This is a genomic window from Streptomyces sp. Qhu_M48 (assembly GCF_051305195.1).
Classification (GTDB): Bacteria; Actinomycetota; Actinomycetes; order Streptomycetales; family Streptomycetaceae; genus Streptomyces.
Map to the genome: position 1 here is coordinate 170,315 of NZ_CP195432.1, position 21,340 is coordinate 191,654.

General features: G+C 70.9%; 35 protein-coding genes. 2 read left to right on the forward strand and 33 right to left on the reverse strand.

What is annotated here, in order from left to right:
* Window positions 1-13: 13 nt before the first annotated feature.
* The 29 genes from ACRRSS_RS00975 to ACRRSS_RS01115 all read right to left on the reverse strand — a co-directional run bounded on the left by ACRRSS_RS00975 (window position 14) and on the right by ACRRSS_RS01115 (window position 15,273).
* Window positions 14-2,026, reverse strand: a complete 2,013-nt coding sequence (locus ACRRSS_RS00975) for a phage portal protein (RefSeq protein ID WP_435969315.1) — start codon at window positions 2,024-2,026, stop codon at window positions 14-16.
* Window positions 2,027-2,028: 2 nt separating this feature from the next.
* Window positions 2,029-2,211, reverse strand: coding sequence for a hypothetical protein (locus tag ACRRSS_RS00980; RefSeq protein ID WP_435969316.1), 183 nt, complete (start codon window positions 2,209-2,211; stop codon window positions 2,029-2,031).
* 17 nt (window positions 2,212-2,228) lie between these two features.
* A complete protein-coding gene (locus ACRRSS_RS00985; RefSeq protein WP_435969317.1) occupies window positions 2,229-4,037 on the reverse strand; it encodes a terminase large subunit in 1,809 nt (602 codons plus the stop codon).
* An 18-nt stretch (window positions 4,038-4,055) separates the two neighbouring features.
* Complete coding sequence (locus ACRRSS_RS00990; protein ID WP_435969318.1) at window positions 4,056-4,538, reverse strand: phage terminase small subunit P27 family; 483 nt, start codon at window positions 4,536-4,538, stop codon at window positions 4,056-4,058.
* A 339-nt stretch (window positions 4,539-4,877) separates the two neighbouring features.
* Window positions 4,878-5,051, reverse strand: coding sequence for a hypothetical protein (locus ACRRSS_RS00995; RefSeq protein ID WP_435969320.1), 174 nt, complete (start codon window positions 5,049-5,051; stop codon window positions 4,878-4,880).
* Window positions 5,048-5,248 carry a hypothetical protein gene (locus ACRRSS_RS01000; RefSeq protein ID WP_435969321.1) on the reverse strand — a complete coding sequence of 67 codons (201 nt, stop codon included), beginning with the start codon at window positions 5,246-5,248 and terminating at the stop codon, window positions 5,048-5,050. Before ACRRSS_RS01000 ends, ACRRSS_RS00995 begins: the two co-directional genes overlap by 4 nt.
* Window positions 5,245-5,457: a hypothetical protein gene (locus ACRRSS_RS01005; RefSeq protein WP_435969322.1), complete on the reverse strand. Its 213-nt coding sequence runs from the start codon at window positions 5,455-5,457 to the stop codon at window positions 5,245-5,247. Before ACRRSS_RS01005 ends, ACRRSS_RS01000 begins: the two co-directional genes overlap by 4 nt.
* 165 nt (window positions 5,458-5,622) lie before the next feature.
* Window positions 5,623-5,871, reverse strand: coding sequence for a MerR family transcriptional regulator (locus ACRRSS_RS01010; protein ID WP_435969323.1), 249 nt, complete (start codon window positions 5,869-5,871; stop codon window positions 5,623-5,625).
* A gap of 130 nt (window positions 5,872-6,001) precedes the next feature.
* The gene (locus ACRRSS_RS01015) at window positions 6,002-6,505 is read right to left on the reverse strand and encodes a helix-turn-helix domain-containing protein (RefSeq protein ID WP_435969324.1); all 504 of its coding nucleotides are present in this window, start codon (window positions 6,503-6,505) and stop codon (window positions 6,002-6,004) included.
* A complete protein-coding gene (locus ACRRSS_RS01020; protein ID WP_435969325.1) occupies window positions 6,502-7,194 on the reverse strand; it encodes a hypothetical protein in 693 nt (230 codons plus the stop codon). The genes ACRRSS_RS01015 and ACRRSS_RS01020 overlap by 4 nt, the downstream gene beginning before the upstream one ends.
* Window positions 7,191-7,637 carry a hypothetical protein gene (locus ACRRSS_RS01025; protein ID WP_435969326.1) on the reverse strand — a complete coding sequence of 149 codons (447 nt, stop codon included), beginning with the start codon at window positions 7,635-7,637 and terminating at the stop codon, window positions 7,191-7,193. The genes ACRRSS_RS01020 and ACRRSS_RS01025 overlap by 4 nt, the downstream gene beginning before the upstream one ends.
* Window positions 7,634-8,485, reverse strand: coding sequence for a hypothetical protein (locus ACRRSS_RS01030; protein WP_435969347.1), 852 nt, complete (start codon window positions 8,483-8,485; stop codon window positions 7,634-7,636). Before ACRRSS_RS01030 ends, ACRRSS_RS01025 begins: the two co-directional genes overlap by 4 nt.
* Window positions 8,427-9,059 (reverse strand): hypothetical protein, encoded by a 633-nt coding sequence (locus ACRRSS_RS01035; RefSeq protein ID WP_435969348.1) that lies wholly within the window; start codon window positions 9,057-9,059, stop codon window positions 8,427-8,429. Before ACRRSS_RS01035 ends, ACRRSS_RS01030 begins: the two co-directional genes overlap by 59 nt.
* Window positions 9,059-9,190 (reverse strand): hypothetical protein, encoded by a 132-nt coding sequence (locus tag ACRRSS_RS01040; protein WP_435969328.1) that lies wholly within the window; start codon window positions 9,188-9,190, stop codon window positions 9,059-9,061. Before ACRRSS_RS01040 ends, ACRRSS_RS01035 begins: the two co-directional genes overlap by 1 nt.
* A complete protein-coding gene (locus ACRRSS_RS01045; RefSeq protein WP_435969329.1) occupies window positions 9,187-9,474 on the reverse strand; it encodes a WhiB family transcriptional regulator in 288 nt (95 codons plus the stop codon). Before ACRRSS_RS01045 ends, ACRRSS_RS01040 begins: the two co-directional genes overlap by 4 nt.
* Window positions 9,475-9,483: 9 nt before the next feature.
* Window positions 9,484-10,146, reverse strand: coding sequence for a LuxR C-terminal-related transcriptional regulator (locus ACRRSS_RS01050; RefSeq protein ID WP_435969330.1), 663 nt, complete (start codon window positions 10,144-10,146; stop codon window positions 9,484-9,486).
* The gene (locus tag ACRRSS_RS01055) at window positions 10,143-10,424 is read right to left on the reverse strand and encodes a hypothetical protein (RefSeq protein WP_435969331.1); all 282 of its coding nucleotides are present in this window, start codon (window positions 10,422-10,424) and stop codon (window positions 10,143-10,145) included. Before ACRRSS_RS01055 ends, ACRRSS_RS01050 begins: the two co-directional genes overlap by 4 nt.
* 39 nt (window positions 10,425-10,463) lie before the next feature.
* On the reverse strand, window positions 10,464-11,543 hold the full coding sequence (locus ACRRSS_RS01060) for a hypothetical protein (RefSeq protein ID WP_435969332.1): 1,080 nt from the start codon (window positions 11,541-11,543) through the stop codon (window positions 10,464-10,466).
* A 72-nt stretch (window positions 11,544-11,615) separates the two neighbouring features.
* Window positions 11,616-12,023 (reverse strand): hypothetical protein, encoded by a 408-nt coding sequence (locus ACRRSS_RS01065; RefSeq protein WP_435969333.1) that lies wholly within the window; start codon window positions 12,021-12,023, stop codon window positions 11,616-11,618.
* 3 nt (window positions 12,024-12,026) lie between these two features.
* Window positions 12,027-12,230 carry a hypothetical protein gene (locus tag ACRRSS_RS01070; RefSeq protein WP_435969334.1) on the reverse strand — a complete coding sequence of 68 codons (204 nt, stop codon included), beginning with the start codon at window positions 12,228-12,230 and terminating at the stop codon, window positions 12,027-12,029.
* Complete coding sequence (locus ACRRSS_RS01075; protein WP_435969335.1) at window positions 12,227-12,511, reverse strand: hypothetical protein; 285 nt, start codon at window positions 12,509-12,511, stop codon at window positions 12,227-12,229. Before ACRRSS_RS01075 ends, ACRRSS_RS01070 begins: the two co-directional genes overlap by 4 nt.
* A complete protein-coding gene (locus ACRRSS_RS01080) occupies window positions 12,504-13,091 on the reverse strand; it encodes a zinc finger domain-containing protein (protein ID WP_435969336.1) in 588 nt (195 codons plus the stop codon). The genes ACRRSS_RS01075 and ACRRSS_RS01080 overlap by 8 nt, the downstream gene beginning before the upstream one ends.
* Window positions 13,088-13,534: a hypothetical protein gene (locus ACRRSS_RS01085; protein ID WP_435969337.1), complete on the reverse strand. Its 447-nt coding sequence runs from the start codon at window positions 13,532-13,534 to the stop codon at window positions 13,088-13,090. The genes ACRRSS_RS01080 and ACRRSS_RS01085 overlap by 4 nt, the downstream gene beginning before the upstream one ends.
* Window positions 13,531-13,905: a hypothetical protein gene (locus ACRRSS_RS01090; protein WP_435969338.1), complete on the reverse strand. Its 375-nt coding sequence runs from the start codon at window positions 13,903-13,905 to the stop codon at window positions 13,531-13,533. The genes ACRRSS_RS01085 and ACRRSS_RS01090 overlap by 4 nt, the downstream gene beginning before the upstream one ends.
* Window positions 13,905-14,378, reverse strand: coding sequence for a hypothetical protein (locus tag ACRRSS_RS01095; protein ID WP_435969339.1), 474 nt, complete (start codon window positions 14,376-14,378; stop codon window positions 13,905-13,907). The genes ACRRSS_RS01090 and ACRRSS_RS01095 overlap by 1 nt, the downstream gene beginning before the upstream one ends.
* Window positions 14,375-14,497 carry a hypothetical protein gene (locus ACRRSS_RS01100; protein WP_435969340.1) on the reverse strand — a complete coding sequence of 41 codons (123 nt, stop codon included), beginning with the start codon at window positions 14,495-14,497 and terminating at the stop codon, window positions 14,375-14,377. Before ACRRSS_RS01100 ends, ACRRSS_RS01095 begins: the two co-directional genes overlap by 4 nt.
* Complete coding sequence (locus tag ACRRSS_RS01105; RefSeq protein ID WP_435969341.1) at window positions 14,494-14,730, reverse strand: hypothetical protein; 237 nt, start codon at window positions 14,728-14,730, stop codon at window positions 14,494-14,496. Before ACRRSS_RS01105 ends, ACRRSS_RS01100 begins: the two co-directional genes overlap by 4 nt.
* A 73-nt stretch (window positions 14,731-14,803) precedes the next feature.
* The gene (locus ACRRSS_RS01110; protein ID WP_435969342.1) at window positions 14,804-14,983 is read right to left on the reverse strand and encodes a hypothetical protein; all 180 of its coding nucleotides are present in this window, start codon (window positions 14,981-14,983) and stop codon (window positions 14,804-14,806) included.
* Window positions 14,980-15,273, reverse strand: a complete 294-nt coding sequence (locus ACRRSS_RS01115; RefSeq protein ID WP_435969343.1) for a helix-turn-helix domain-containing protein — start codon at window positions 15,271-15,273, stop codon at window positions 14,980-14,982. The genes ACRRSS_RS01110 and ACRRSS_RS01115 overlap by 4 nt, the downstream gene beginning before the upstream one ends.
* 262 nt (window positions 15,274-15,535) lie before the next feature.
* Between ACRRSS_RS01115 and ACRRSS_RS01120 the strand changes: the two genes are divergently transcribed.
* Both ACRRSS_RS01120 and ACRRSS_RS01125 read left to right on the forward strand, forming a co-directional pair.
* Complete coding sequence (locus ACRRSS_RS01120) at window positions 15,536-15,952, forward strand: hypothetical protein (RefSeq protein ID WP_435969344.1); 417 nt, start codon at window positions 15,536-15,538, stop codon at window positions 15,950-15,952.
* 150 nt (window positions 15,953-16,102) lie between these two features.
* Window positions 16,103-16,540 (forward strand): hypothetical protein, encoded by a 438-nt coding sequence (locus ACRRSS_RS01125; RefSeq protein WP_435969345.1) that lies wholly within the window; start codon window positions 16,103-16,105, stop codon window positions 16,538-16,540.
* A gap of 36 nt (window positions 16,541-16,576) precedes the next feature.
* Here the strand turns inward: ACRRSS_RS01125 and ACRRSS_RS01130 are convergent, their stop codons facing one another.
* The 4 genes from ACRRSS_RS01130 to ACRRSS_RS01145 form a co-directional block, all read right to left on the reverse strand.
* On the reverse strand, window positions 16,577-18,103 hold the full coding sequence (locus tag ACRRSS_RS01130; RefSeq protein WP_435969346.1) for a recombinase family protein: 1,527 nt from the start codon (window positions 18,101-18,103) through the stop codon (window positions 16,577-16,579).
* A gap of 1,050 nt (window positions 18,104-19,153) precedes the next feature.
* Window positions 19,154-20,002, reverse strand: coding sequence for a helix-turn-helix domain-containing protein (locus ACRRSS_RS01135; protein WP_435969349.1), 849 nt, complete (start codon window positions 20,000-20,002; stop codon window positions 19,154-19,156).
* 12 nt (window positions 20,003-20,014) lie between these two features.
* Window positions 20,015-20,527 (reverse strand): DUF6879 family protein, encoded by a 513-nt coding sequence (locus ACRRSS_RS01140; protein WP_435969350.1) that lies wholly within the window; start codon window positions 20,525-20,527, stop codon window positions 20,015-20,017.
* Between the two features lie 6 nt (window positions 20,528-20,533).
* The gene (locus ACRRSS_RS01145; RefSeq protein WP_435969351.1) at window positions 20,534-20,776 is read right to left on the reverse strand and encodes a hypothetical protein; all 243 of its coding nucleotides are present in this window, start codon (window positions 20,774-20,776) and stop codon (window positions 20,534-20,536) included.
* Window positions 20,777-21,340: the final 564 nt, after the last annotated feature.

A 21,340-nucleotide genomic window follows, 5' to 3' on the forward strand; every position in this document is an offset into this window, starting at 1 on the left:
CTCGATGCGCTGGTTACTCGACAACGGGGATCACCTCGCAGTCACAGCCCGGGTGTACCGGGGGGTGGAAGGTGTTGCGCTTGGCGACGAGCTTCTCGCCCTCGTTCTCGCCCTCGACCTCGTCGCCCTTGGCGACGAACGGCGTCTCGATCTCCCGTACGGCGCCGTCGAGGCGCTGGCAGTACGGGCAGTTCTTCGACCCGCGCGCCACCCACTGGACCGACTTCACGCCGGCCTCTTTCCACGTCTCGCGGGCGGCCGCGTTCGGCAGCTGCGAGGCCTCCCACCGCGCGGTCTGCTCGGGGCGCTCGGCCTGCCACTTCGCGAGCCGCTCGGCGACGGCCTCGGCGATGTCCTCCGGCGTGCCCTCGGTCGCCTCGACCACGGCGCGCAGCTGGCCGAACGAGGACGACACCTGGTACGAGGCGTGCGACAGGGCGTATGCCTGGGCCCACACGGACAGGTCGACGCTCTCCTCGAACGCGACCGCCTCGGCGGCCTGGACGGCGACGTCGTCGGCGAACGCGGTCATGATCGGGACCCACAGTTCGGCGAGCCGTTCCATGATCGGGCCGTCCTCGGCGTAGAGCAGGCGCAGCGCGGTGAGGAACGCGGCGAGCGAGCGGTGCCGGCCGCGCTCGGGGGTCAGGTGCTCGGCGATCAGGGCGCCGACCTTCTTCGCTTCGAGGTCGGCTACCTCCTGGTCGGACTCCTGGATCTTCGCTCCCCACCGTTCGGCGAGGGACTCCCGTACGGCCAGGCGTCCGGCGAGCAGCCGGGCCATGCGCGCGGCCCGGGCGGCGGCCGCGGTCTCCAGCGCGGGGGCGCTGCGGCCGGCGGGGACCATGTTGAGCGGGACGAGGTAGTCGTCGCCGCCCTTGACGGGGTTCATGTTCTCCCTGTCCCTCACGTCGTTGGCCGAGAGCCATCCCCACTGGCGGCCCACGGCATAGGCCTGGTAGCGGGTGAGGGTGTCGCCGCGGAGCAGCGAGTCGACGAGGTGCTCGGCGTAGTACGTCTTCCGCTCCTCGCGCAGGAGGAGCTGGGTGAGGATCGCCTGCTCCCAGCGGACGAGCCACACGTTCAGCGCGGAGCCGACGTAGTCGAGCTGCAGGTGCTCGATGTTGCTGAAGGTCGCCCGCTCCAGGTCGCCGATCTTGTGCGGCGGCAGACGGAGCCAGCGGGCCATCTCGGTGACCTGCAACTGGCGGGTCTCCAGGAACTGCGCGCTGTCGTTGGGCATGCCGACCTGCTGGAAGGTGACGCCCTCCTCCAGGATCGCCACGCGGTGCGCGCGGTCGATGCCCTTGTGGATGTTCTCCCAGTCGTCCGCCATCCGGCGCCTCGCCTCGGGGGAGAGGTTGCCGGGGTGCGTCAGTGCGCCACCGGGCGCGGCCCCGTTGCTGAACGCCTTGGCGCCGTGGTGCTCGGTGGCCAGGCCGAGGCCGATCGAGTTGGCGGCGAGTTCGACGATGGGGTAGCCCTGCACGCCGTCGTAGCCGAGGCCGGAGATGTGCAGGACCTCGTGAGGCAGGAGGACGGTGTGGATGCCGTTGACGTCGTCGTCGTACCGGTAGCGGCGCTCGAACCGTCCGGGCCCCAGGCGCTTCACGCCGATGGTGACCCGGTCGGGGCGCAGCGGCCAGATCTCCTCGATCACGCCGGTGCGGGGGTGGGAGATGACGTGGCCGATGCCGTTGCCCCACGTGATCGCGTGGCTGGTCAGCACCTCCCGCAGCCAGTTCGAGGACATCATGTCGTTGGGCTGGTCGTGCAGCAGCGCGTACAGCGGGTGGCTGGTGGCGCGCTGCTTGCCGCGTGGGGCCATCCTCTCGTAGAGGAACAGCGGCAGGCCGGCCTCGTCCTCGGACAGCACCCGCACCCCGGCGAAAAAGGGCGAGTAGGTCAGGGCGGTGTCCTGGTCGACCCGGATCCCGGCCGAGTTCATCGACCCGCCGCGCATCCAGTCCTCCACCCACTTCTCCGGGGTGGCCAGGCCGGACAGGGCGCTGCGAAGGAATCCCATGGTCAGGCTCCCTTCTGCAGCTGGGTGGACGTGCGTGCGGTGCGGAGTTCGCCGAGGGCGCCGGTGATGCCGACGGCCAGGAGGACGAGGCCGGCCGCGGCGATGCCGAGCCAGGGGGCGAGCAGGCCGAGGCCGAGGCCGAGGAGCGTGATGCCGAGCAGGGCGAGGACGTCCCAGCGGTCCATCCGGGCCTCCCTTGTGGTCAGAGGGCCATGCCCTGGGACTCGTAGATGGACGGGGTGGGCAGGCCTCTCAGGCCTCCGTCGATGGCGAAGAAGGCGGCGGGCATGCCGTCGATGCGTTTGCCGGTCTTGTCGCGCGAGGGCTTGACCGGGCGGACGCGGTCGGGGTCGTCGCGGGGGCTCTTGCACTCCAGGTTGTCCGCCATCCACCGGGCGACGGGGTTCCCGAAGTGGGCGTATTCCTTGGCCTTGAGGCCGCGCATGAACTCGTTCATCGGCGGCGTCATCCGCGTGAACGTCGTGTCCGACTCGACCATCTTCATCCGGGTCCGCTTGATGAGCGCCTGGCGGACCGGCTCACCGCACCACTTGTCGTAGGTGGCGTCGATGATCTTGTACATGTTGTGGTCGGTCTCGATGTCGTCGTAGATCGTGTCGTAGTCGATGGTGTCGCCGTCGGTGAGCGTGATCCATCCCTCGTCGGCCCACTCGGAGAACTTCCCGTCGGTGTGCTTGTCGAGGAGCGGGGCGATGGACTGCGGGGCCCAGAACCGCCACACGATCTCGCCGCCCGGGAAGTACAGGCACCAGGCTGTGAGGTCGAGCTTGGAGGAGAGGTCGAGGCCGCCCCAGCACCGCTGGCCCTCCAGACGCCCGGCGATCCACCCGGGGTTCGGGGCGATCTCTCGGGCGTTCATGTCCCACAGGTCCATCGCGATCCAGCGCGACACCTCCGAGACGCGCTGGTTGAGCCGGAACTGCAGGAAGGCGTTCAAGGCCTTGCGGTCGCCGAGCGCCTCGGCGGCCTCTTCCCTCAGTGACTGGATCGAGAGGAACGTGCCCAGCGCGGGGTTCGCCCACCGCCAGTTCGCCTCGTCCGTCCAGTCCAGGGAGACCGGAAGATCAGGGCGCCCGGGGAACAGCCGGTGCAGCCGCTCCAGCTCGTCGGGCGTGCGCGGGGTCTTGCGCACGAACGCGAAGTGGTGCGGGCTGCGGGACGGGTCCTCCAGGACGCGGTCGGCCTCGTCGATGAACTCGGCGCCGAAGCTGTACTGCTGGCTGGTCTCGGTGGTGATCGCCAGCATGAGCGGCTGCGTACGGGCGCCGGTGCCCGTACGCATCGCCTGCCACAGGCTGTCGTCGGGCTGAGAGAGGACCTCGTCCAGGATGAAACAGTGCGGGCTGTGGCCGAGCTGGTTGTCAGCGTCGGCGGTGATGATCTCGTAGTGGCTACCGGTCTGCTCGTCGATGATCCGGCGGGCGGCCTTGATGTGCTCCAGCCGCTGAGCCAACAACGGGCTCTTGAGCATCATCTTCTTGCACGGCTCGAAGACCTTGCCCGCCTGGCGGATCGTGGCGGCCGCGCCGTAGACCTCGGCGGACTCCTCGCTGTCCGCGCACAGCATGTACAGCGCGATGCCCGACAGCAGCGCGGACTTGCCGTTCTTGCGGGCCATGACGATCGTGGCGCGCGAGTACCGGCGGACGTACCGGCCCCACTGCTCGGACCACTGGACCTCACCAAACAGGGGCCGGATGATCTCGTGTTCCTGCCACGGCGCGAGCACGAACCGTGAGTTGGCCATGGCGCCGGCAGGGTGGCGCAGGAGCTCCGCGAAGAACGCGACCACGCGGTCGGCGCGCGGCTCGCAGTAGTGCGCGCCGCGCCGCTCGCACGTCTTGCCGTCGAGGGTGTACCCGCAGACGTCGCCCCGCCGCGACGCCGGCCGCCACCGCTTGTGGTGGTTGTACGTGATCGCCCGGGCGCGGCCGCGAGGCCTGGTGGCTGCCTTGCTACGGGCCGGGCGGGTGGTGGTCCCGGCGGTCATGGCACCCCCTCACATCGGTCAGGACAGCAGGCGCTCCGCTCCGCCGGGCTTCTCCTGGCCACCGATGTGCAGCTGCGCGCGGTCGCTCGGGGTCAGGCCGAACCGGGCGCCGTACCGCTGCACCTGCGCGTCGGCGGCGTCGAGCGCCAGGAGCCACGCGTTCTTGCCCATGCGGTGGCCGCTGATGTCGCCGTTCTTGTTGAACACCGGGTGCTCGACGACGGCGCCCTCGACGGCAACGTGCTCGGCGGCCTCGCGCCGGCGGGCGACGGCGTCGCACCAGTTGGCGAACGCCTCGACGTCCCACAGGGTCAGCACGCCGGTGGTGATCAGCTGGTCGGCGAGCGTGTCCCACACCTCGACGGCCTCGTCGCGGAGCCAGGCCGGCGGGGCGATGTCGCCCTCGGCGGGCCGCGGCTCCTCGGTGTTGATCCGGTCCTTCCGGTCCCCGTGCAGCACCCGCAGCGCGGTGGGCTTCGGTGCCGGTCCTCGCTTCCCCATGGCCACCTCCTGTGACGTTCTGTTACGGCGGGCGGCCCGGTACGGCGGATCCCGAAACCTGTCGGGACGTCTCTGGGCTTCCCGCGCGCCTGCAGCTCGCGCTTGGACAGCGGGTAGTGGTCCGCCTGGGTCGCCGGAGCGGCCCTGCAGAGCACGCACGTGGCGTCCCGCGCCAGGACTCCGGCACGGAACCGCTGCTCGTGCTCGGCGTTGTAGCCCTTGGACGAGGCCGAGCGGCGAGGCCGGCGCTTGTCGTGCGGGGCGCACTTCGAGGCGGGAGGGGTGGCCATGGCGCCACATCCGGGCGTCGTGCAGCGTCGCGGGGCGCGGCTGGGCATCTCAGGTCGTCCTGCGTGTGAGGAGCAGCCAGAGGCCGTAGAGGGCGCCACGGATGCGCGGGAGCGTGATCGTGAGCAGGAGCGGTGAGACGCCCTCGCTGGTGAGCTGGCGGTGCACACGGGTGTGGGCTCCGACCCAGCGGGGGATGTCCGAGGGGCGGTCGGCGGCGATCATGGGTCCCTCCTGCAGATGTAGCGGACGTGGGCCTCGATGACCTCGAACTGCGCGGCCATCTCCTCGCTGTTGAGCCGGCCGTCGCGGCGTTGGGCGCGCCAGGTGTACCAGGCGTGCTCGTAGGCCTCGGTGGTGGCGTAGTTGCTGCGCTGCGGCTCGGACGGGTCGAGCCGCGCGGGGAAGGTGAGAGTGATCACGACGGCTCGGGGGCGGGCCGGTCCGCGCGCAGGGCGTCGGCGACCGCGAGGAGGGCGCCTGCGATGGCGAGGTTGGACTGGGCGATGAGCGCGTTGGTGGCGACGTCGCCGGGGACGGGGCGGCCGGAGGTGATCAGGTTGAGGCGGCCGGCCGTCTCGTTGATGGTGTGCAGGGTGTAGTCGTACGGGGTCTGAGGTGGGTTCACCATCGCTCCTGGGGAGTGGACCTGCCGCCCGGACGCTGCGCGCGCCGCACGACCGTGGGTACACCCGTACGGGAGATCTCCTCGATCCATCGCCGGGCGGCAGGGGCATGGGGACCCGCCTGCGGCGTGGTTCGCGGACGGGGCGGTAGTGGGGAGCAGCGGGGCGCGCTACGGCTGGGTCTCGGGGATGCCGACGAGGCGTAGGGCGCGGCTGCGGGTGGCGCGTTCGGCGCGGGCGACGTCGACGTGGGCGTAGAGGGGGTGGCCGCGGTCGTTGATCCCGGCGGGGGTGAGGTGGCCGCGCCGGGCCCAGGAGCGGACCGTGATCGGGGTGACGGCGGCGGCGCCGGCGGAGAGGAGGCGGCGCCACTGGGTGGCCTGGGCAGCGGCCTCGGTGGCGGTGTAGAGGGTGGCCACGGCTCACCTCCGGGTACGACGACGGCCCCCTCGTCGAGGGGGCCGTGGCGGTGTCTGGGCGCACCTGTGGTGCTGGCATCAGTGTTGCGCTAAGTGACGATCATGTCCAGTCGAATGCGGGGCGCTCCGTTCAGCGGGGCCGGTACGGGGTGTAGGCGTGCCGCTCGATGACGGGGTCGGCGTCGGGCGGGTAGAGGTCGGCGTCCCAGGCCTGGCGGTAGGCGCCGGCCATGTAGGCGAGGGCGCGGCGGATGGCGAGGGCGGGTGTGGTGCCGTTGCGGGTGAGGGTGGCGAGGTCGGCGAGGAGGGCCGTGTCGAGGGGCACGGTGAGGGTGGGTACGGCGGGTGTCGCGGGTGGTGTCGCGGTGTCGCGCGACGGTGTCGCGGGGTCGGTGGCCGGTGTCGCGGCGGGGAGAGCGACAGTCAGGATGTCGGGCGCGACAGGGGTGCGACAGTCCTGGTCAGAGGGTGTCGCGGTGTCGCGCGACAGGGCCTGAGTGTCGCGGTGGACGGTGTCCTTGGTGGTGCCGAGCCTGGCCGCGATCTCGCGGATGGACAGGCCGGTGGCGCGCAGTTGCGCGACTGTCGCGCGACGCGTCGCGATGGCGTCGGCGTCCTCGGGGGCGGTGGTCATGACGCTTCCTGGGCGAGGTGCTGGGCGGCGGCCATGAGGACGCCGATGCGGGCGAGCGGGGGCATGACGACGGCGCGGTGAGTCTCGTACTCGTCGGGCGTGAGAAGCCGTCCGCACGCCTCGCAGTCGATGTGGGTGTCCCAGTCGAGGTGGCCGAGGGCGAACGCCTGGCAGTGCGGGCAGGGGGCGTCGAGGGCGCGGCGGCGGGGCTCGGTGCTCGTGACGGTCCGGATGCGGCGGATGAGGTCGGCGAGCTCGGTGTGCATGTGCGCGATCCAGCTGGCGCGGACGGCGTGGCCGAGGTGGCGGGCGAGGTAGTCGGCGTACGGGGCGCGGGGGTTGATGGGCGGGAGGAGGTGGCCGAGGTCCTCGGCGAGCTGGTCGGCCCAGGCGTGCAGGACGGCGTGGATCGGCTGCGGGCCGCCCTGGTCGCCGAGGGTGTCGTGGACGGGGCCGGGCGCGGCCGGGCCGAGGAGGGTGAGGACGTCGCCGCGTACGGGGAGCGGGGAGTGGGCGCGGCCGGTGCCGCCGAACCCCTGGGCGGGTCGGGTGCCGAGCTCCAGGGACGCGACGAGCAGCACGTGCTGGCGGGGGAGCTCGCCGAGCCAGCCGCGGATTCGGTGCTCGCAGCGGACGCACGCGGTACGGGACGGTCCGGCGTCGTGGGTGCAGATCAGGCAGGGGGTCACCAGCCCTCCCGGGTCGTGATGGTGAAGCGGACGCCAAAGGCGATGGGGTGAACGGCGGTCGGGTCCTCGGTGACTTCCCGGGTCCGGGCGTCGAGCTCGTCGCACCAGGCGAGTACGCGGGTGACGGCGGCCTGGGCCTGGTCTCGCGCGGCGTACAGACGGTCGAGGTCGTCGCTGGTGAGCTCGTCGAGGCCGGGGCGCCCGGGCGGCCACGCGGGTGCGCTGCGCTGGGCGAGGAGCGCGGTCGGGGCGGGGGGCGGCCACTCGATGCGGGCGTCGGGGTAGGCGCGGGTCAGGTCGTCGAGGGACGGGGCGGCGGTGATCAGGCCGTCCTCGGCGTCCTCGACGATGAGGCACTGGCCGTTGGGCAGGAGGACGCCGTCGAGGGGCGCGCCGCGGCGCGGGTGGAGCCGGAAGCCGGCCGCGAACGGGAGGGCGGTCACAGGGTGCCGTCCTGGGCAATGACGGTGCGCAGGGCAACGGCGTGGGGGTGCTCGGCGTCGAGGTCCATGTGGTGGAGCCGGACGGCACGGTCGAGGTCGTCGCACCAGGCGAGGGCGCGGGCCACGGCGGCCTCGGCCGCGTCGGCCCGGCCGGCCTTCTCGTAGAGGTCGCTGAGCTCGTCGGACATGGCGTCCGTGATCGAGTCGGCCATGATGTCGGCCTCCAGCTCGGCGCGGGGGACGCGGTCGAGGAAGAGCCCGAGGACGTGCGCGATGCAGGCGCGGGCCTCGTCGATGCCCTCCTCGGGCGAGACGGCCTCGCCGTCGGAGGAGGGGCGGGGCGGGGCGAGGGCGGTGCGCAGCGCCCGGGCCCGGTCGGGGTCGAGCTCCAGGGCGTACGGACGGCGGTCGGGGGCGGGGCCGGAGAGGCAGACGGTGACGGTGTCGTCGTCGCCGTGCATGACGTCGTCGAGGCCCCAGCGGAGCGGGGTGGGGTCGTCGGCGGTGGTCGGGTCCTGGGCGCTGGCGTCGTCGTACCCGGCGAGCTCCCAGCGGGCGGTCTCGCGGTTCCAGACCACGGACCAGGCGTTGTGGTCGGTGAGGGTGCCGTCGAGGTCGATGCCGACGGCCATGCCGACACGGCCGGCGGCGTTCAGGGCGTCGGCGATGTCCAGCCAGTACGCACGCTCGGTGCGGGGGATGAACGGCTCGTCGTCGGCGTCGCTCATGGCGGTGAGCAGCTGCTTGACGGTGACCGTGTGGTAGCCGGGGCGACCGCCGACCAGGCGCTCAACGGCGTTGAGACGGCGGGCGAACCGGCGGACGGTGTCCTCGGGCCTCTCCGTCATGTCGGCGGGGGTACTGGGTGCAGTCGCCGCACATGTCGCCGATGCGGGGCGCGGTCGGGTGCTGGACGCACTGCTCGGCGCCGATGAGGGCCTTGATCGTGTCGTCGGCGATGCGGTCGCGCTGCTGGATCAGCGTGGCGCGCTCGGCGCGGAGCCGGGCGGCCTCGGCCTTCGAGTCCTCCAGCTCGATCGCGGTGCGGGCGTAGAGGCGTACGGCGTGGTCGGCGCGGGCCTCCCAGGTGATGCCGCTGGGCTGCTCGGCGGTGGTGTAGTGGGCGGCGAGGCGCTGCAACCGCTGGGCGAAGCCTTCGAGGGCGTTGATGGTGTCGGCGCACTCCAGGTCGTCGGGGAACAGCTTGGCGGCCTCGGTGGCTTCGCGGGCGGCGTCGAGGTAGGCGCTGCGGCGGATGGCGGCCTCGGTGAAGTGGTCGCCGGTCGGCATGCGCGGCTGCTCCTCGACGGGGGTCGGCGTCTTGGGGCCGGACTCCGGCCCGTTACAGCCGAGCTGCTCGCGGATGGGCCCGATGTGACGGGGGTCGGTGCACGGCTCGGTGGGCGGAAGGTTCTCGGTCATCAGGGGCGCTCCTGAGGTTGGTGGGCGCGGGTGCGCCGGCGGGGGATGCGGGTGGTGTGGCCGAGCAGGGCGGCGGCGGCCAGGGCGACGAGGGCGACGTACGCGGCGGGGAGCGCCAGGGCGGTCATCACGCCGTCTTGGTGCGGCGGCGCAGGGTGCGGAGCTCCCGTTCGTCCAGGCCGCCCCAGATGCCGTACTGCTCGCCGTTGTCGAGGGCCTGGTTCAGGCAGGCCGTTCGGATCGGGCAGTCCACGCAGATGGATTTGACGGCGTGGATGGTGGCCGCGTTGACGCGCTCGGGGAAGAACAGGTCGGGGTCCAGTTCGGTGCAGAGGCCGCGGCTGACGGGGCCGGAGTCGCGGACGGTGGGCGTGGTCCTCGTCGGCCCGAGGCGGCGGCGCGGGGCGGTGTACATGAGGGCCTCCTAGGCGGCAGAAGCGGTGGTGCGGGCGGGGAGCGGGAGGTGGCCGTGCTGGTAGGCGAGGGCGACGGCGAGGCAGCGCGAGGAGTGGTTGCGCTGGCCGGGGCGGGTGGCGTCCAGGGCGGCGTACACGCGGCGCATGTGGCCCACGGCGGTGTTGAGCGGCATGCCGAGGACGTCGGCGATGGCCTGGTTGTCGAGGCCATCGGCGAGCAGGGCGAGGATCTGCCGCTGGGGCTCGGTGAGGGTGACGCGCCCGCGCGGCTCGGGCGCCAGGTCGGCCATCCATCCGGACCGGTAGGCGATGGACAGCAGCTCGGCGGAGTTCGCGGCGCCGGTGCGCCCGATGAGGCGGGCGATGCGCTGGCGCACGGTGGGCTCGGGGGTGTGCGTCTCGGTGGCGATCTCGCGGGCGGTGCGGCCGCGGGCGAGGCCGGCCAGGACGGGCAGGTCGTGCTCCCACAGGGTGGGTGACACCTGGGAGAGGCGGCGCATCCCGGCGGACCCCGGGGCGATGATCCACCCGTCGACGGCCAGGGCCTCGATGGCGGCGTGCCCGAGGAGGGTCGCCTCCTCGGTGGTGATGCGGTGGCCGAGGCGGGTGAGGGCCTGGGTGGCGATGACGGCGGCGACGGCGGCCGGGACGAGGGTCTGCCGGTCGGTCATCGGGTCCACCCCCGCCACGGGGCGGGGCGGACGCCGGTGCGCTGCCGGGGGACGGTGCGGCGGGGCTGGGGGCGGGTGCAGGTGGCGGCGTGGGGCATGGCGCGCCACTCGGCGCCCTCCAGGGTGGGCCGCTCGGCGGTGAGGACGCGGACGCGGAGGCGGCCGGTGCCGTCGGTGTAGGCGCCGAGGTTGCCCGCGGGGTCGGTGGTGGCGTTGAGGGCCCAGCGGATGGGCTGGTCGCACGACGGGCAGGGCGTCGCGCTGGACGGACTGGTCATCGAGGACTCCAGGGTCGTGAGGGTCGGGCGGGGGCGGGGTCAGCCGGTGCCGGTGGTGCGCTCGCGGTCGGCGGCGTCGAGGCAGTCGGGGCAGCCGCCAGCGGAGACGGCGCGGTACGTCCGGCCGCACTCGCAGGTGCGCAGCGGCGCGAACGGGTCCACCTGGGGCCAAGCGCCCTGAGGGGCCTGTGGGGCGCTTCGTGGGGCCGGAGGGGTCCCGGAGGGCATCGAGATCATGAACGCGCCCTGTATGGGCCCTGAGGGCTGCTGAGGGGGCTGTTGGGCGCGGCGCTCGCATCCGGTGCACAGCATCCGGCCGGACCGGATGACGGGCTGGCCGCAGCCGCCCGCGCAGCGGCGGTGGTGTGCCTTGTCGGGCTGCTGAGGGATCGTCGTCTCGCTCGCGGGCCCGCGCACGTCCTGTAGCTGAGGTACAACCTCAGCTACGTCATGGGGTAGTACATGGGTACTTCCTGGGTGGTCGGGGCACTGTGCCCCTACCCCCTCGGGGGACTGTCCCCCTACCTGGGTAGGGGCACTGTCCCCCCACCCCTCCTCGGCCGACCTAGGGGCACTGTCCCCCGAGGTAGACCCCTCAGAGGTAGGGGGACTGTCCCCCGAGGTAGCGGCGTCGGAGGTAGGGGCACTGTCCCCCGAGGTAGCGGCAGCCTGGGCGGCCTTGCGGGCGGCGGCGGCCGCACGCTTCTCCTTCTTCTCCTGCTGCGCGATCCAGACGAGGCCGGCGGCGCGCTCCCAGTCCGGCGAGGGGCTCAGGAGCAGGGCGTACATCACGGCGCGCCCCCTCGTCCGGCCCTGGCCGTGGCCGTCCTCGACGATCGCCAGGACGCCTGCGGCGACGGCCGCCGTCAGGTACACGCGGACGTCTTTGAGGTCGCAGCGGCTCGCTGTGGCGATCTGCGGCAGGGTGATGGCGGCGCCGTCCCGCTCGTAGCGCAGACGGCCGTCAGCGGACGCGAGTTGGCGCACCGCGTACAAGGTGGTGAGGAATCCTCCGGTGAGGGGGCGGGGCATCTGCGCGGCCCACTGGCGTGCGAGCGCGTTGCCCCAGGCGTGCGGCACGCTGCCGCCCGTCGGTCGGGTCTGCTGCTCGTCGTCCACGGGGTGTGCCTCTCAGGTCGGTACAGGCGGTGCGGGGCCTGGAGGCCGGGGCGCGGGCCCCGGCCGGGGCCATCAGGAGGCGGGGCCGCCGGCCTTGAGACGGCGCATGATCGGGCCGGGGATCGTGAGCGAGACGGTCGCGACGTTCCAGCGCCGTCGACGGCTGTCGCGGGCGATCCACCCGCGCTCCTCCAGGACGTTCAGCGAGACGACGACACGGCCCGGGTGGAGAGCCGTCAGCTCGATGAGATGGCCGAGGCTGACCCGCCCGGGGATGGGGATGTCGCCGGTGGCCCAGTCGGCCTGCGTGGCCAGCGTCAGCGCGACCAACTTCGTGTGGCTGAGCAGGTGGGAGCCGTTGATCCCGCGCTCCCACAGGGAGCGGAACGGCTCGTCCACGGCGGGGTCGTGCGGGCCGGGGGCGATGAGCGGGTGCGCCGTGCGGTGGTAGACGTCGCCGGGGGTGGGGATGGTGCTCATGGGCTACTCCTGGGTGCGTGGAGGCGGTTCGGTGGTACGGGCGTTGAGGTAGTTGCCGGGGGGCCAGCCGGGCCCGGGCGGGGCCTCGGGGCGTCCGGCGAGGGCGGCGGGGGTGTGGCGGTCGCAGCGCCAGCCGGTGACGTACAGGCGGGGCGGCCCCTGGCCGTGCGGGCCGGGAAGCTCGCACGGCCGGGACGGGCGGGTCACGGCCGGGGGCGGACGGTGCCGCAGCCGTGGCAGGCCACGTAGCCGGGACCGGCCGGGTAGTGCTGGGTCTCCAGGTGGGCGCAGCGCGGGGTGTGGCAGACCACCCACACGTACTGGAGCGGGGCCGGGACGACCCGGTGCAGCCGGACCCGGGGCCGGGGGAAGAAGAACCGGTGCGCCGCCCGCCCGCCGGCGACCGTGATGCACACGGCGCCGACGACGACGGTGGCCGCGCCGAGGAGGAGCAGGCCGAGGACGGCCAGGGCGAGGGCGTCACGCATCGCGGTCTCCGATCGCGCGGACCTCGGCAAGGGCCAGCCCGTACGCCTGGCACGCGCCGGGGCAGTACCAGCGACCGGGCTCGCGGGAGAAGGGCCACACGACGTGGACCATCGAGGCCGCGGGCTGCGGGGTCGAGGCGAGCTCGCCGCACCCCAGGACCGGGCAGTCCCGGCCGGTCGGCACCGGGGCCGGGGCCTTCGGCGTACCGGCCAGCCCACCGTTCCATCCCTGGCGCGCCGCCCGACGCTCACGGTTCTGGGCGTTGAGGGCGTCCCGGCACGGCTGGCACTGGGGCACCTTCCGGCGCCGGTGCTGCTCGTACCCGCGGGTCGTGCCGTGCTCGATCGTGTCGACGGGCGGCACCTCGACGGGCGTCGGCGTCGGCGCGGCCACGTGGGCGGCCCGGGCCTTCGCCTTCTCGGTCTGGAGCGCGCCCCAGGCGGCGCGGCGCTCCTGGTGGACGGTGTCGCGGCGGGAGCGGCTCCCACTGTGGCTGGTGCACAGTCGGCTGGCGGCCGACCCGCACGCCGGGCACGCCACGGAGAGCTGCGGGAGAGTCAGGGCGGGGGCTTCCATCACGCGTCGGCCTCCGGGTCGTAGGCGGCCTCGGCCACCACAGCCGTGACGCTGTAGCCGGTGGGCGTCAGCTCGTCGCCGATCCGCACGTCCAGCTCGCACACCGTCTCGGGCTCGTCCTCGTCCACGGCCCACTCGAAGAGCAGCGCGACGTCCGCGGGGTGCTCGTCGCTGACGAGGGCCTCGCAGTGCGCCCGGGCGGCCTCGGGGTTCGCGTACAGGCCGACCGGGAACGGGCTGTGCTCGTACGTGGCGCGGTAGACCGTGACGGCCCCCGAGGACGCGGCGGGCGTCAGCTGCGCGGCGGCCAGGGCGAGCGTGGCGTGGCCCTGGGCCTCGGCGGCCAGCGCGGCGCCGGTGGCCGGGTCCGCGCCGTCGCCGTACGTGAAGCGGTGGGCCATGGCCAGGAGGCGTTCCGCCTCGCGGTAGTGCTCGGGGCCGGTCATCCGTACAGCTCCATCTCGTTGTCGTCGTCCTGGCGCTGCTCGCAGTCCGGGCAGCCGCAGTTGGTCCAGGAGCCGTCGATGAACTCGGCGTGGCACTCGTCCCCGTCGGGGTCGTCGTCGGTGTCGAGCGGCTGGCCGTCCTCGCCGCGCTCCGGCCGGCGGGCGGCCGGGACGGAGACGAGGGACATGTCCTGGCCGCAGTCGGGGTGCGGGCAGCGGGTCGAGGTGCCGCCGTACGGCCGCCACCACCGACCGCCGCAGACCAGGCAGACCATGAGGGACTGGGTGTTGAGGTCGGCCGGGCAGCCGCACGCGTCCCGGTGGCCGCCGCACTGCTCGTTGGGACAGAAGTCGCTGGGGTCGGTGGCCATCAGGGGCGCTCCCGTCGCCACTCGATCGCCATGTACCGCGAGCCGTCTCGGGTCGTCGTCGTCGAGACCTGGACGTTGATGTCGGCCGGCATGACGAGGCCCGGCAGGTGCGCGAACTCCATGTGCTCCGTGCCGCGCGGCACTTCGCCACTCCACGTGTCGGGGAGCCAGCCGCCGAGCTGGCGGTAGTAGTGGCCGTAGTAATCCGCCGGGAGGCTGCGGACGGCCGGGTCGAGCAGCTGCACGGAGCCGTAGACGGTGAACCTGACCTCGGCCGACGTGGCGCGGTACGGCGCGGGGGTGGACTCGCCAGCGGTGCCGGTGTCCTTCCCCCGGGCCGCCGCATCGGCGAGCAGCTGCTCGCGCTCGGCCAGGAGGTCACGGACGTCCCGATCCAGCTGCTCCGTCGTGCGGTAGGTGTGCTGACCCGCGAGGATCTCGGCGAGCCGCTCGGGGGTGATGAGGCCGGTCACCGGTGCCTCCCCTTCGGGCGCGCCGTACGGCGGACGTCGGAGGTGAGGGCGGCCCGGAGGGCGAGGACGCCCAGGACCCAGACGAGGGCCGCGACGGCGGCGACGGCGGTGTCGCTCATGCGGCCGCCCCCTCGTCCACGGCCGTGAGCGGGCCACCGGTGATGTCGACGAGCTCGCTCTCCCTCGCGCGGACCCACATCGGGCACGTGTCGAGCGGGGTGCCGTCGAGCACGTAGAGCTGCTCGCCGTTCGAGGCGCGGCCGGCGGTGCGCCAACGGCTCCCGTTGGCGGCCTGGACGAGGCGGGAGGCCTCGGGCTCGGGCTCGGTCGGGAGTTGGGTACGGTGATTCACGGTTCCTCGATTCGTGGTTGAGGTGCCGAGGGGTCGGGTGGGCCATGCAGGGCCCACCGCCCGAACTTGTGGATCAGGCCGCGCGCGACGACGAGGCGGCGGTCTGCGGCAGGTGGTCGCGGTAGAGCACGACGAGGCGGGTGATTTCCGGCTCGCTCAGCTGGCACGTCTGGCAGGCCGCCGGGTGCACGCCGTGTTCGCAGGCCTCGTGCAGGCCGGCCTCGAACGCCTCCTCGGGCGTCCGGCAGATCACAGGGCCACCGCCATCGGGCCCGAGCGAACGTCGTCGGTGGCGGGAACTGCGCGCCCGATGGGCGCCCAGAGGATGAGCAGGTCGACGCCGATGGTCTGGCATATGGCGTACGCCACCGGCTCCTTCTGGATCTTGTGGACTCCGTTGAGGAGGTTGTCGATCGTTCCGTGCGAGACGCCTGCGGCTGCCGCGAGCTCGCGGTTGCTGATGCTGGATCCCGTGCCAGTGCGCTGCATGAGGGTGCGCATCAGAGCCGGGTTGATCAGCCGGTACTTCTGGACGGGATCCATGCAAACCTCAACTTGGGCGAGTTGTCCAAAAACTTGGGCAGGGCCAGCATGGCACCTGTTGGGCAGACTGTCCAGAAAGTTGGGCAGGGTGGGTGTACGGATTCGGTCAACATCAAGCGGACGGACTGGCGCGCGGCGCCCAAGAACCTGGACACTGTGCCTAGAACACTGAGTAGTGCGGCGCGTTGTACTGGGGAGACGGCGCGCGCACTCCCCCGGTCACATGGACACTGAGCCCACGCGGCCTGAGATGAGGATGGTCATGCCCGAAGGAACGGCACGAAGAGATCTGGCAGATCTGGTGGCGTCCCAGAAGGACAAGCTGGCAGTGAGCTACCGGACGCTAGCCAGCCGCACTGTTGACCCGGAGCGTCCGGACGAGGGGCCCCAGTGGACCCGCGGCACGCTGGAGAACCTGATCAACGGCAAGCCCGTGAAGACGCCCGGGCCTGAGCGGTTGCGCGGGCTCGCGGCCGGCCTCGGGCTCCCGGTACGGCTGGTCCAGGACGCCAGCCGCGCCCAGTTTCACGGCATCGACTCGGTGCGCGTCGAGGGCGAGACCCTGGACGGTGACACGCTCCTCATGCTGCGGCATTACGAGACGCTGAGTCCCGAGGACCGGTTGAAGCTGCGGAAGATCGCTGAGGACTGGAGCCGGATGGGGTCCCAGACTGACTGACTCTCGGTGACTTTCGAGTAACCGCTAGTCCGTGCGGCATATGCGGTGCATTATGGGGGCCTGCCTGGGGGCGGAACCGTAAGCTCCGATACGCCGCATGATTCGAACATACATGCGATATGTGTCGGCTCCTGTGGGGGTGTGCCACGTATGCAAGAGGTGACAGAAGCGCGCTACGAGCTCGTGTCTGGCTCGACGCTGCCCCTGGGCAAGGTATGTCGCATCAGGGAAACGCCGGGTCTGGCGGTTGTGGAGATTCTGACCAGCGAAGCCACGGAAAGGTTGTGCGTAGAGCTGAACATTTTCCATCGCGCCCTCCTCGCCGAGAGGCGATGGGAGCAGACCCCCATCACCGACCCCCAGAGATTCGAACAACCGGCCGAGGGGCTCGGCGTTGCCGATGCCCGCTGGGAGCGACGCCCCCTGCCCGGCTCCCTCCCCTGTGCCCCCCTGGAGGGGCCCTCCCGCTTCACCTGGCTCATCCACAAGGACGACGCGACCGAGCGGCTCTGTCGCGAGATGAATCGTTACCTCGCACGGATCGTCGGCGACGGCCTCTGGCGTCAGACCTGGGTCACCGCGAGCTAGCGAAGAGGGCCGGGCCACGCGGCCCGGCCCTCTTCGCTACGAGCGCTTCGAACGCTTCCGTTCGATTCGGACGCTGCTCGTGTCGAACCCGGGGCCCCTCTGCTGAGTCGGCAGGACCACCACCCGGAACAACGCCCGCACGGTCGCGGACCGCACGTCCACGGGCAGGGCCTTCCACCGTTCCAGGGTGACGCCGGCCACGCGAGCCAGTAGCCGCTGCTCGGCCGTGGCGGCGATCTGAGACCGGATCCTCGCGATCTCCGCGTCAAACGAAGCCAGCGCCGCGAACGCGAGCTCGGGGCGCACGTTCGGGAACTGCGCCATGTTCTCCACCTGATGCGTCAGCGTCGCCTTGCGCTCCTCCAGCTGGAGGAGCTCGGCCGTCAGGTCCGGGTGGTCCGGCGCGGTGCTGAGCTCGGTGAGGAACCGCGGGTCGTTCAGCAGTGCCACGGCGCGGCCCTCGACGTAACCGTCGAGCAGGGCCTGGTTCCGCCCAACCCGCCGGCACACGGGGCAGTAGTAGAGCCGAACATGCTTCCGGTTCCGGCCGCCGCTCGGCTTCGTACGGAGGAAGCTGGGCTTGACCTCCTTCACTCCGGACTGAGCCTGGTCCTCGCTGCACGGACCACACTCCGCCCCGCCGACCCCCGAGAGCAAGTTCGTGCGCTCGCTGCCGTAGTACGGCGTTACGGAGGCCGAAGCCTGGTAGTAGGCCCGTACGGCCTCCCAGACGTCCCGAGGGAGCACTGGCGGCCACGCAGCCTTGTAGAGCTCCCCCTCGTGTTCGATGAGCCCAGCGATGCGGGGTGCCGTCAGTACGTTCCTCAGGCTCTTCGCGTTGAACGGGTTGCCCTCGGTGGTCGTGTGTCGCTCGTTGATCCACCGGACGGTCGCGGACTGGTTCCGGCTCGCCAGGAGGTAGTCAGCTGCCCCTCTGGCCCCCTCGGCCTCGGCCTCACAGTGCCGGGTCAGGTCGAAGACGGGAACCTCCACATCCTCTCCGGTCTCCCGGTCCGGCCGCATCTTCGTGCCGACCTGGACGCCGAAGGCGAAGGGCCGGCGGCCTCCCACGGTCGTGAGCCCCTTCGCGCGCCGACTGGCGTGCCCGCGCAGCACGCGGCGGGACGTATTGTCGGACTCGCGGCAGGCCTGCGCCGCCTCGATGCGCAGAATGAACCTGTCATCGGGCGAGTCGAGGTTGCGGGTGCCGGAGGGAGAGGCCACCCGGATCCCCTTGCTCTCGGCGATGCCGATGAGCTTCTCCAGGTCGTACGGCTGCCGGATCAGCCGGTCGCCGTGGTAGACGATCACGGCGTCGATCTCGCCGGCCTCGATCGAGGACAGCATCCGGTCCCACTGCGGGCGCTTCCGGTTCTTCTGCCACGCCGAGCGACTGTTGTCGGGGAAGACATGCGCCTCCGACACCGGCCACCCGAGCCGTCGCGCGAGCTCGCGGCAGTCGGCCTCCTGCCGTTCGACCTTCTCCAGGCTGCCATCCGGTGCGTACGAAAGCCGACAGTAGATACCGGCCCGTGTCGGCAGCCGGTCTGAGCTGGGGGCCATGCTGTCCCTCCCCAAAGTATTGGTGCTTGGTCGAGGTTAAGTGACCTCCTGGCCGCCCTCAACACGGGCCATGAAGGTGAGTGCCTGCCCAAACCATACATGCAGGGGGTTGCCGCTCGGAGAGAACCCGCCAGCAGCCCAACTTGCTTGGAAACGCGACCCGTTGGGGGAGCGCAGAAGCCCCGCCCATGCGCCACGGGGGCAGCACACAGACGGGGCCAGCGCGACGCCCTCACCGCCGAAGCGGCACCCCGCATACGAGGGCGGACCGGGGCGAGTGCCTGAGCACGTCAGCTCAGATGGGGCACGTCCTGCCCCTGCACAAGGCTTGTCCGGTCGGGAGCGTCACCGTCCGGTCGGCCGGGCCATCGGAGTGACCCAACCGGCCGGGTCTGTCCTCCCGCCCCTACCGCTTCGCACCGCCGCGATCACGGGAGGGACGGGAAACCTAACGAGAGGCCGTGAGGACGTACCCGAGGACTCCCCACAGGAAGAGTCCAGCGAGCCGCCAGTGATACCGCCTCACCATCGAATGCGCCCCGCTTCCCCGCCGACGCACTCGGGGCATGGGCGCTTGTAGGTCCAGCGGCATAGCTCGCATCCAGCGAACCCACAGCACCCGTCGCACCAGATGGCACGATGCCCGGCACAGATGCCGCAGTAGGACGCCGGACGGGACGACTCGGAGGGTTCCACCGCCCGCCGCCTCCGAGGCGCCCTGAGGGCCGTACGCGGCCTTTCTGGGGCCGTCGTCACTAGTGCCCCTCGGGGTGCTTCCGCATGAGGACGTTGCAGTCAGACACGGTCGTCCAGTCGCCACCCGTTCGCGCACGGTCCCGGACGTTGGCTAGCTCCCTGCAACCGGCGCATCCGTCTACGGGCGTTGGCTCCAACTCGTCAAGCCGGTAGGGGAGTTCAATCGGTGCGGTGCTGTACCTAGTCGGCTCGGTCTTCATGCCCGGTCCGCCCCTTCGCAGTCGTCCGTGTGCCGACCACGCTAGGGAGCGCACCGAGTGAACTCACAGGAGATTGCACGCGATTGCACGCCACTTACCCGAGGGCATCCATTGCCGATGTGATCAGCCGACGCGCGTTCGTTCCGTAGACAGCGAGATCGGCCAGCTCCGCGAACGTGTCGGCATACATGGCTACCTCGCTGGGCTGTGTCAGCGTGAGGTAGCCCGACACCAACTCGACGTTTACCTGTGCAGAATCGAAGATCCAAAACCCCTCGACTGGCATTCGCGACCGAGCTAGGCGCGTGGGCACAATTCCCAAACTGATATTGGGAAGCGAACCGAGTGTAAGTAGGTGTTCGAGTTGGCCAATTTGAACATCAATTTCGCCAAGGCTGTTCCGCAACACAGATTCCTCAAAGAGGAACGCAAAGCGGTGGCCACCCTCGTCGAGCACACGCTGACGTTCCATCCGCGCGGCAACCGCCTCGGCAACGTCGTCAATTTCCACGCGCCTCCGCTGAACCGCCCGCAAAACAGATTCCGTATATGCGCGCGTCTGAATCAATCCCGGTACGAGCCACGAGGAATAGCAACGAAAACGCAGGGTGCGTTCGTACAGCGGCAAGCGGGCTTCCTGCGCCTGCTTTAGGCCAGTGCGTTCCATGCGCCGCCAACCGATCCATGCACCCTCGGCAGTCCGCAGCGAGGCAACAAGATCGTCTGTTTGATCCTCGGCACCAGTCGCCCGGCACCACGCCCGAATATCGTCAGCCGACGGCGGCGTCTTGGCGTTCATGATCCGAGAGGACTTGGACGGGTGCCAATCGCAGCGCTCGGCGATATCGCGGCCCGTCAGGCCAGCATCCCGGCAAAGCTCAGCGAGTCGATCCGCTAGAGCCTGCCGGGCCTGCTGCGCGCTGGAAGATGGAGAGACGCCCATGGTTTCTAGAACTCAGCGAACCCGGTATTCGTCGTGAGGCGTGGCCCGTTCCCAGACCGATGCGAATGCCGACCTCACCAGGTCCACAACGGCGGGTTCGGTGCGCCATTCACGGTCTACGACTTCACCAATCCCGGAGAAGTAGGTGAATAGAACCGTCTCGCCATCGAACAACCAGAAATCTGTGCCTGGCAGCGCGATATCCGCAGCATTGCGCCGGGGCAACCAGCGTACCTGTTCGCCAGCCGCCACGTTCGGAAACGTCACGTCATGCTCGTAGCGAATGTAGTCCGTCACCGGCTCAGAGACGATCCGGGCACGCTGCATTACAACCCCGCGCCCCGTCACCTCGGATACCACGTCCAGGAATGGACGCCACCACGACGACCTATCAGCGGGGTCGAGCCGCTTGCCCTGCTGCCAGGCAATGAACTCGGGGTCGTTGGGTTGGTAGGCGTCGCGCATCTCAAGATGTACGGCCGACTCCTTGGCCTTGGCCAGGCCCTCAAGTACCGGGTTTGTCATTGCCTCTTACTCGCTGTCGGGCTTAGGAAGGAATTTGAGCATGACCTTGGGGAGGCGAATGATCGTCTCGTGTTCCGGCACATCCGAGGAATGGCCAGAAATCGAACCGATTTCCTTGCACGCCTTCACCTCCTCCTCAGTCGCTGTGTACGACTGGATCAGAAGATCTCCCGTTTCCTCATCCAGCCAGATCGTGGGCGAATCCGTGTCCGGGCTGTTCGGGATGATTCCAAGGAACCGTAGGGCCATGTCCGCTCCCGTTGTCGAGTGGGTTGCACCAACGTGCACGAGCCTCCCCCCAACGGCTGAACAGCGCAAGAGGGCGTCCAGACAACGAGGTTGAGCCGATGTCGGACACATAGACAAGCCCCCGTCGCCAGCCCCAGGGAGGAGCGGCCACGGGGGCTCGGGTTTGGGATCGAAGGCTGTGGAACCCTTGGGAATGCTGGGGCCAGGGTCGCAGCCGGCCGGGAAGTCGCCGAATTTCGAAGGCGGCCCGGCGAGGCTGCGTGACAATCCGTGTTCAACTGCGGTCCAAGGGAGTTTGGGCGACTCCAAAACCTGTACACGGAGAGAGGTGCCAAGACCTTGCGGTGCCCAAAGGATCGGTTTTTGGGTCCTCCCCCACCCCTTTCGCCACCGAATGTCACCGTTGAAAGCAAGGCTGCGCGGTCAGCGGCGCTGCTTCCCTTCTGCCTTCCACTTATGGAACTCATCCCAAGACATGGTCGTGACCATGCGGCATGCTCCCTCTCGCACCCCTCGGAGAGGACACCGGGGGCTGATCTCTTTAACGCCGCAGTACCGGCAAGA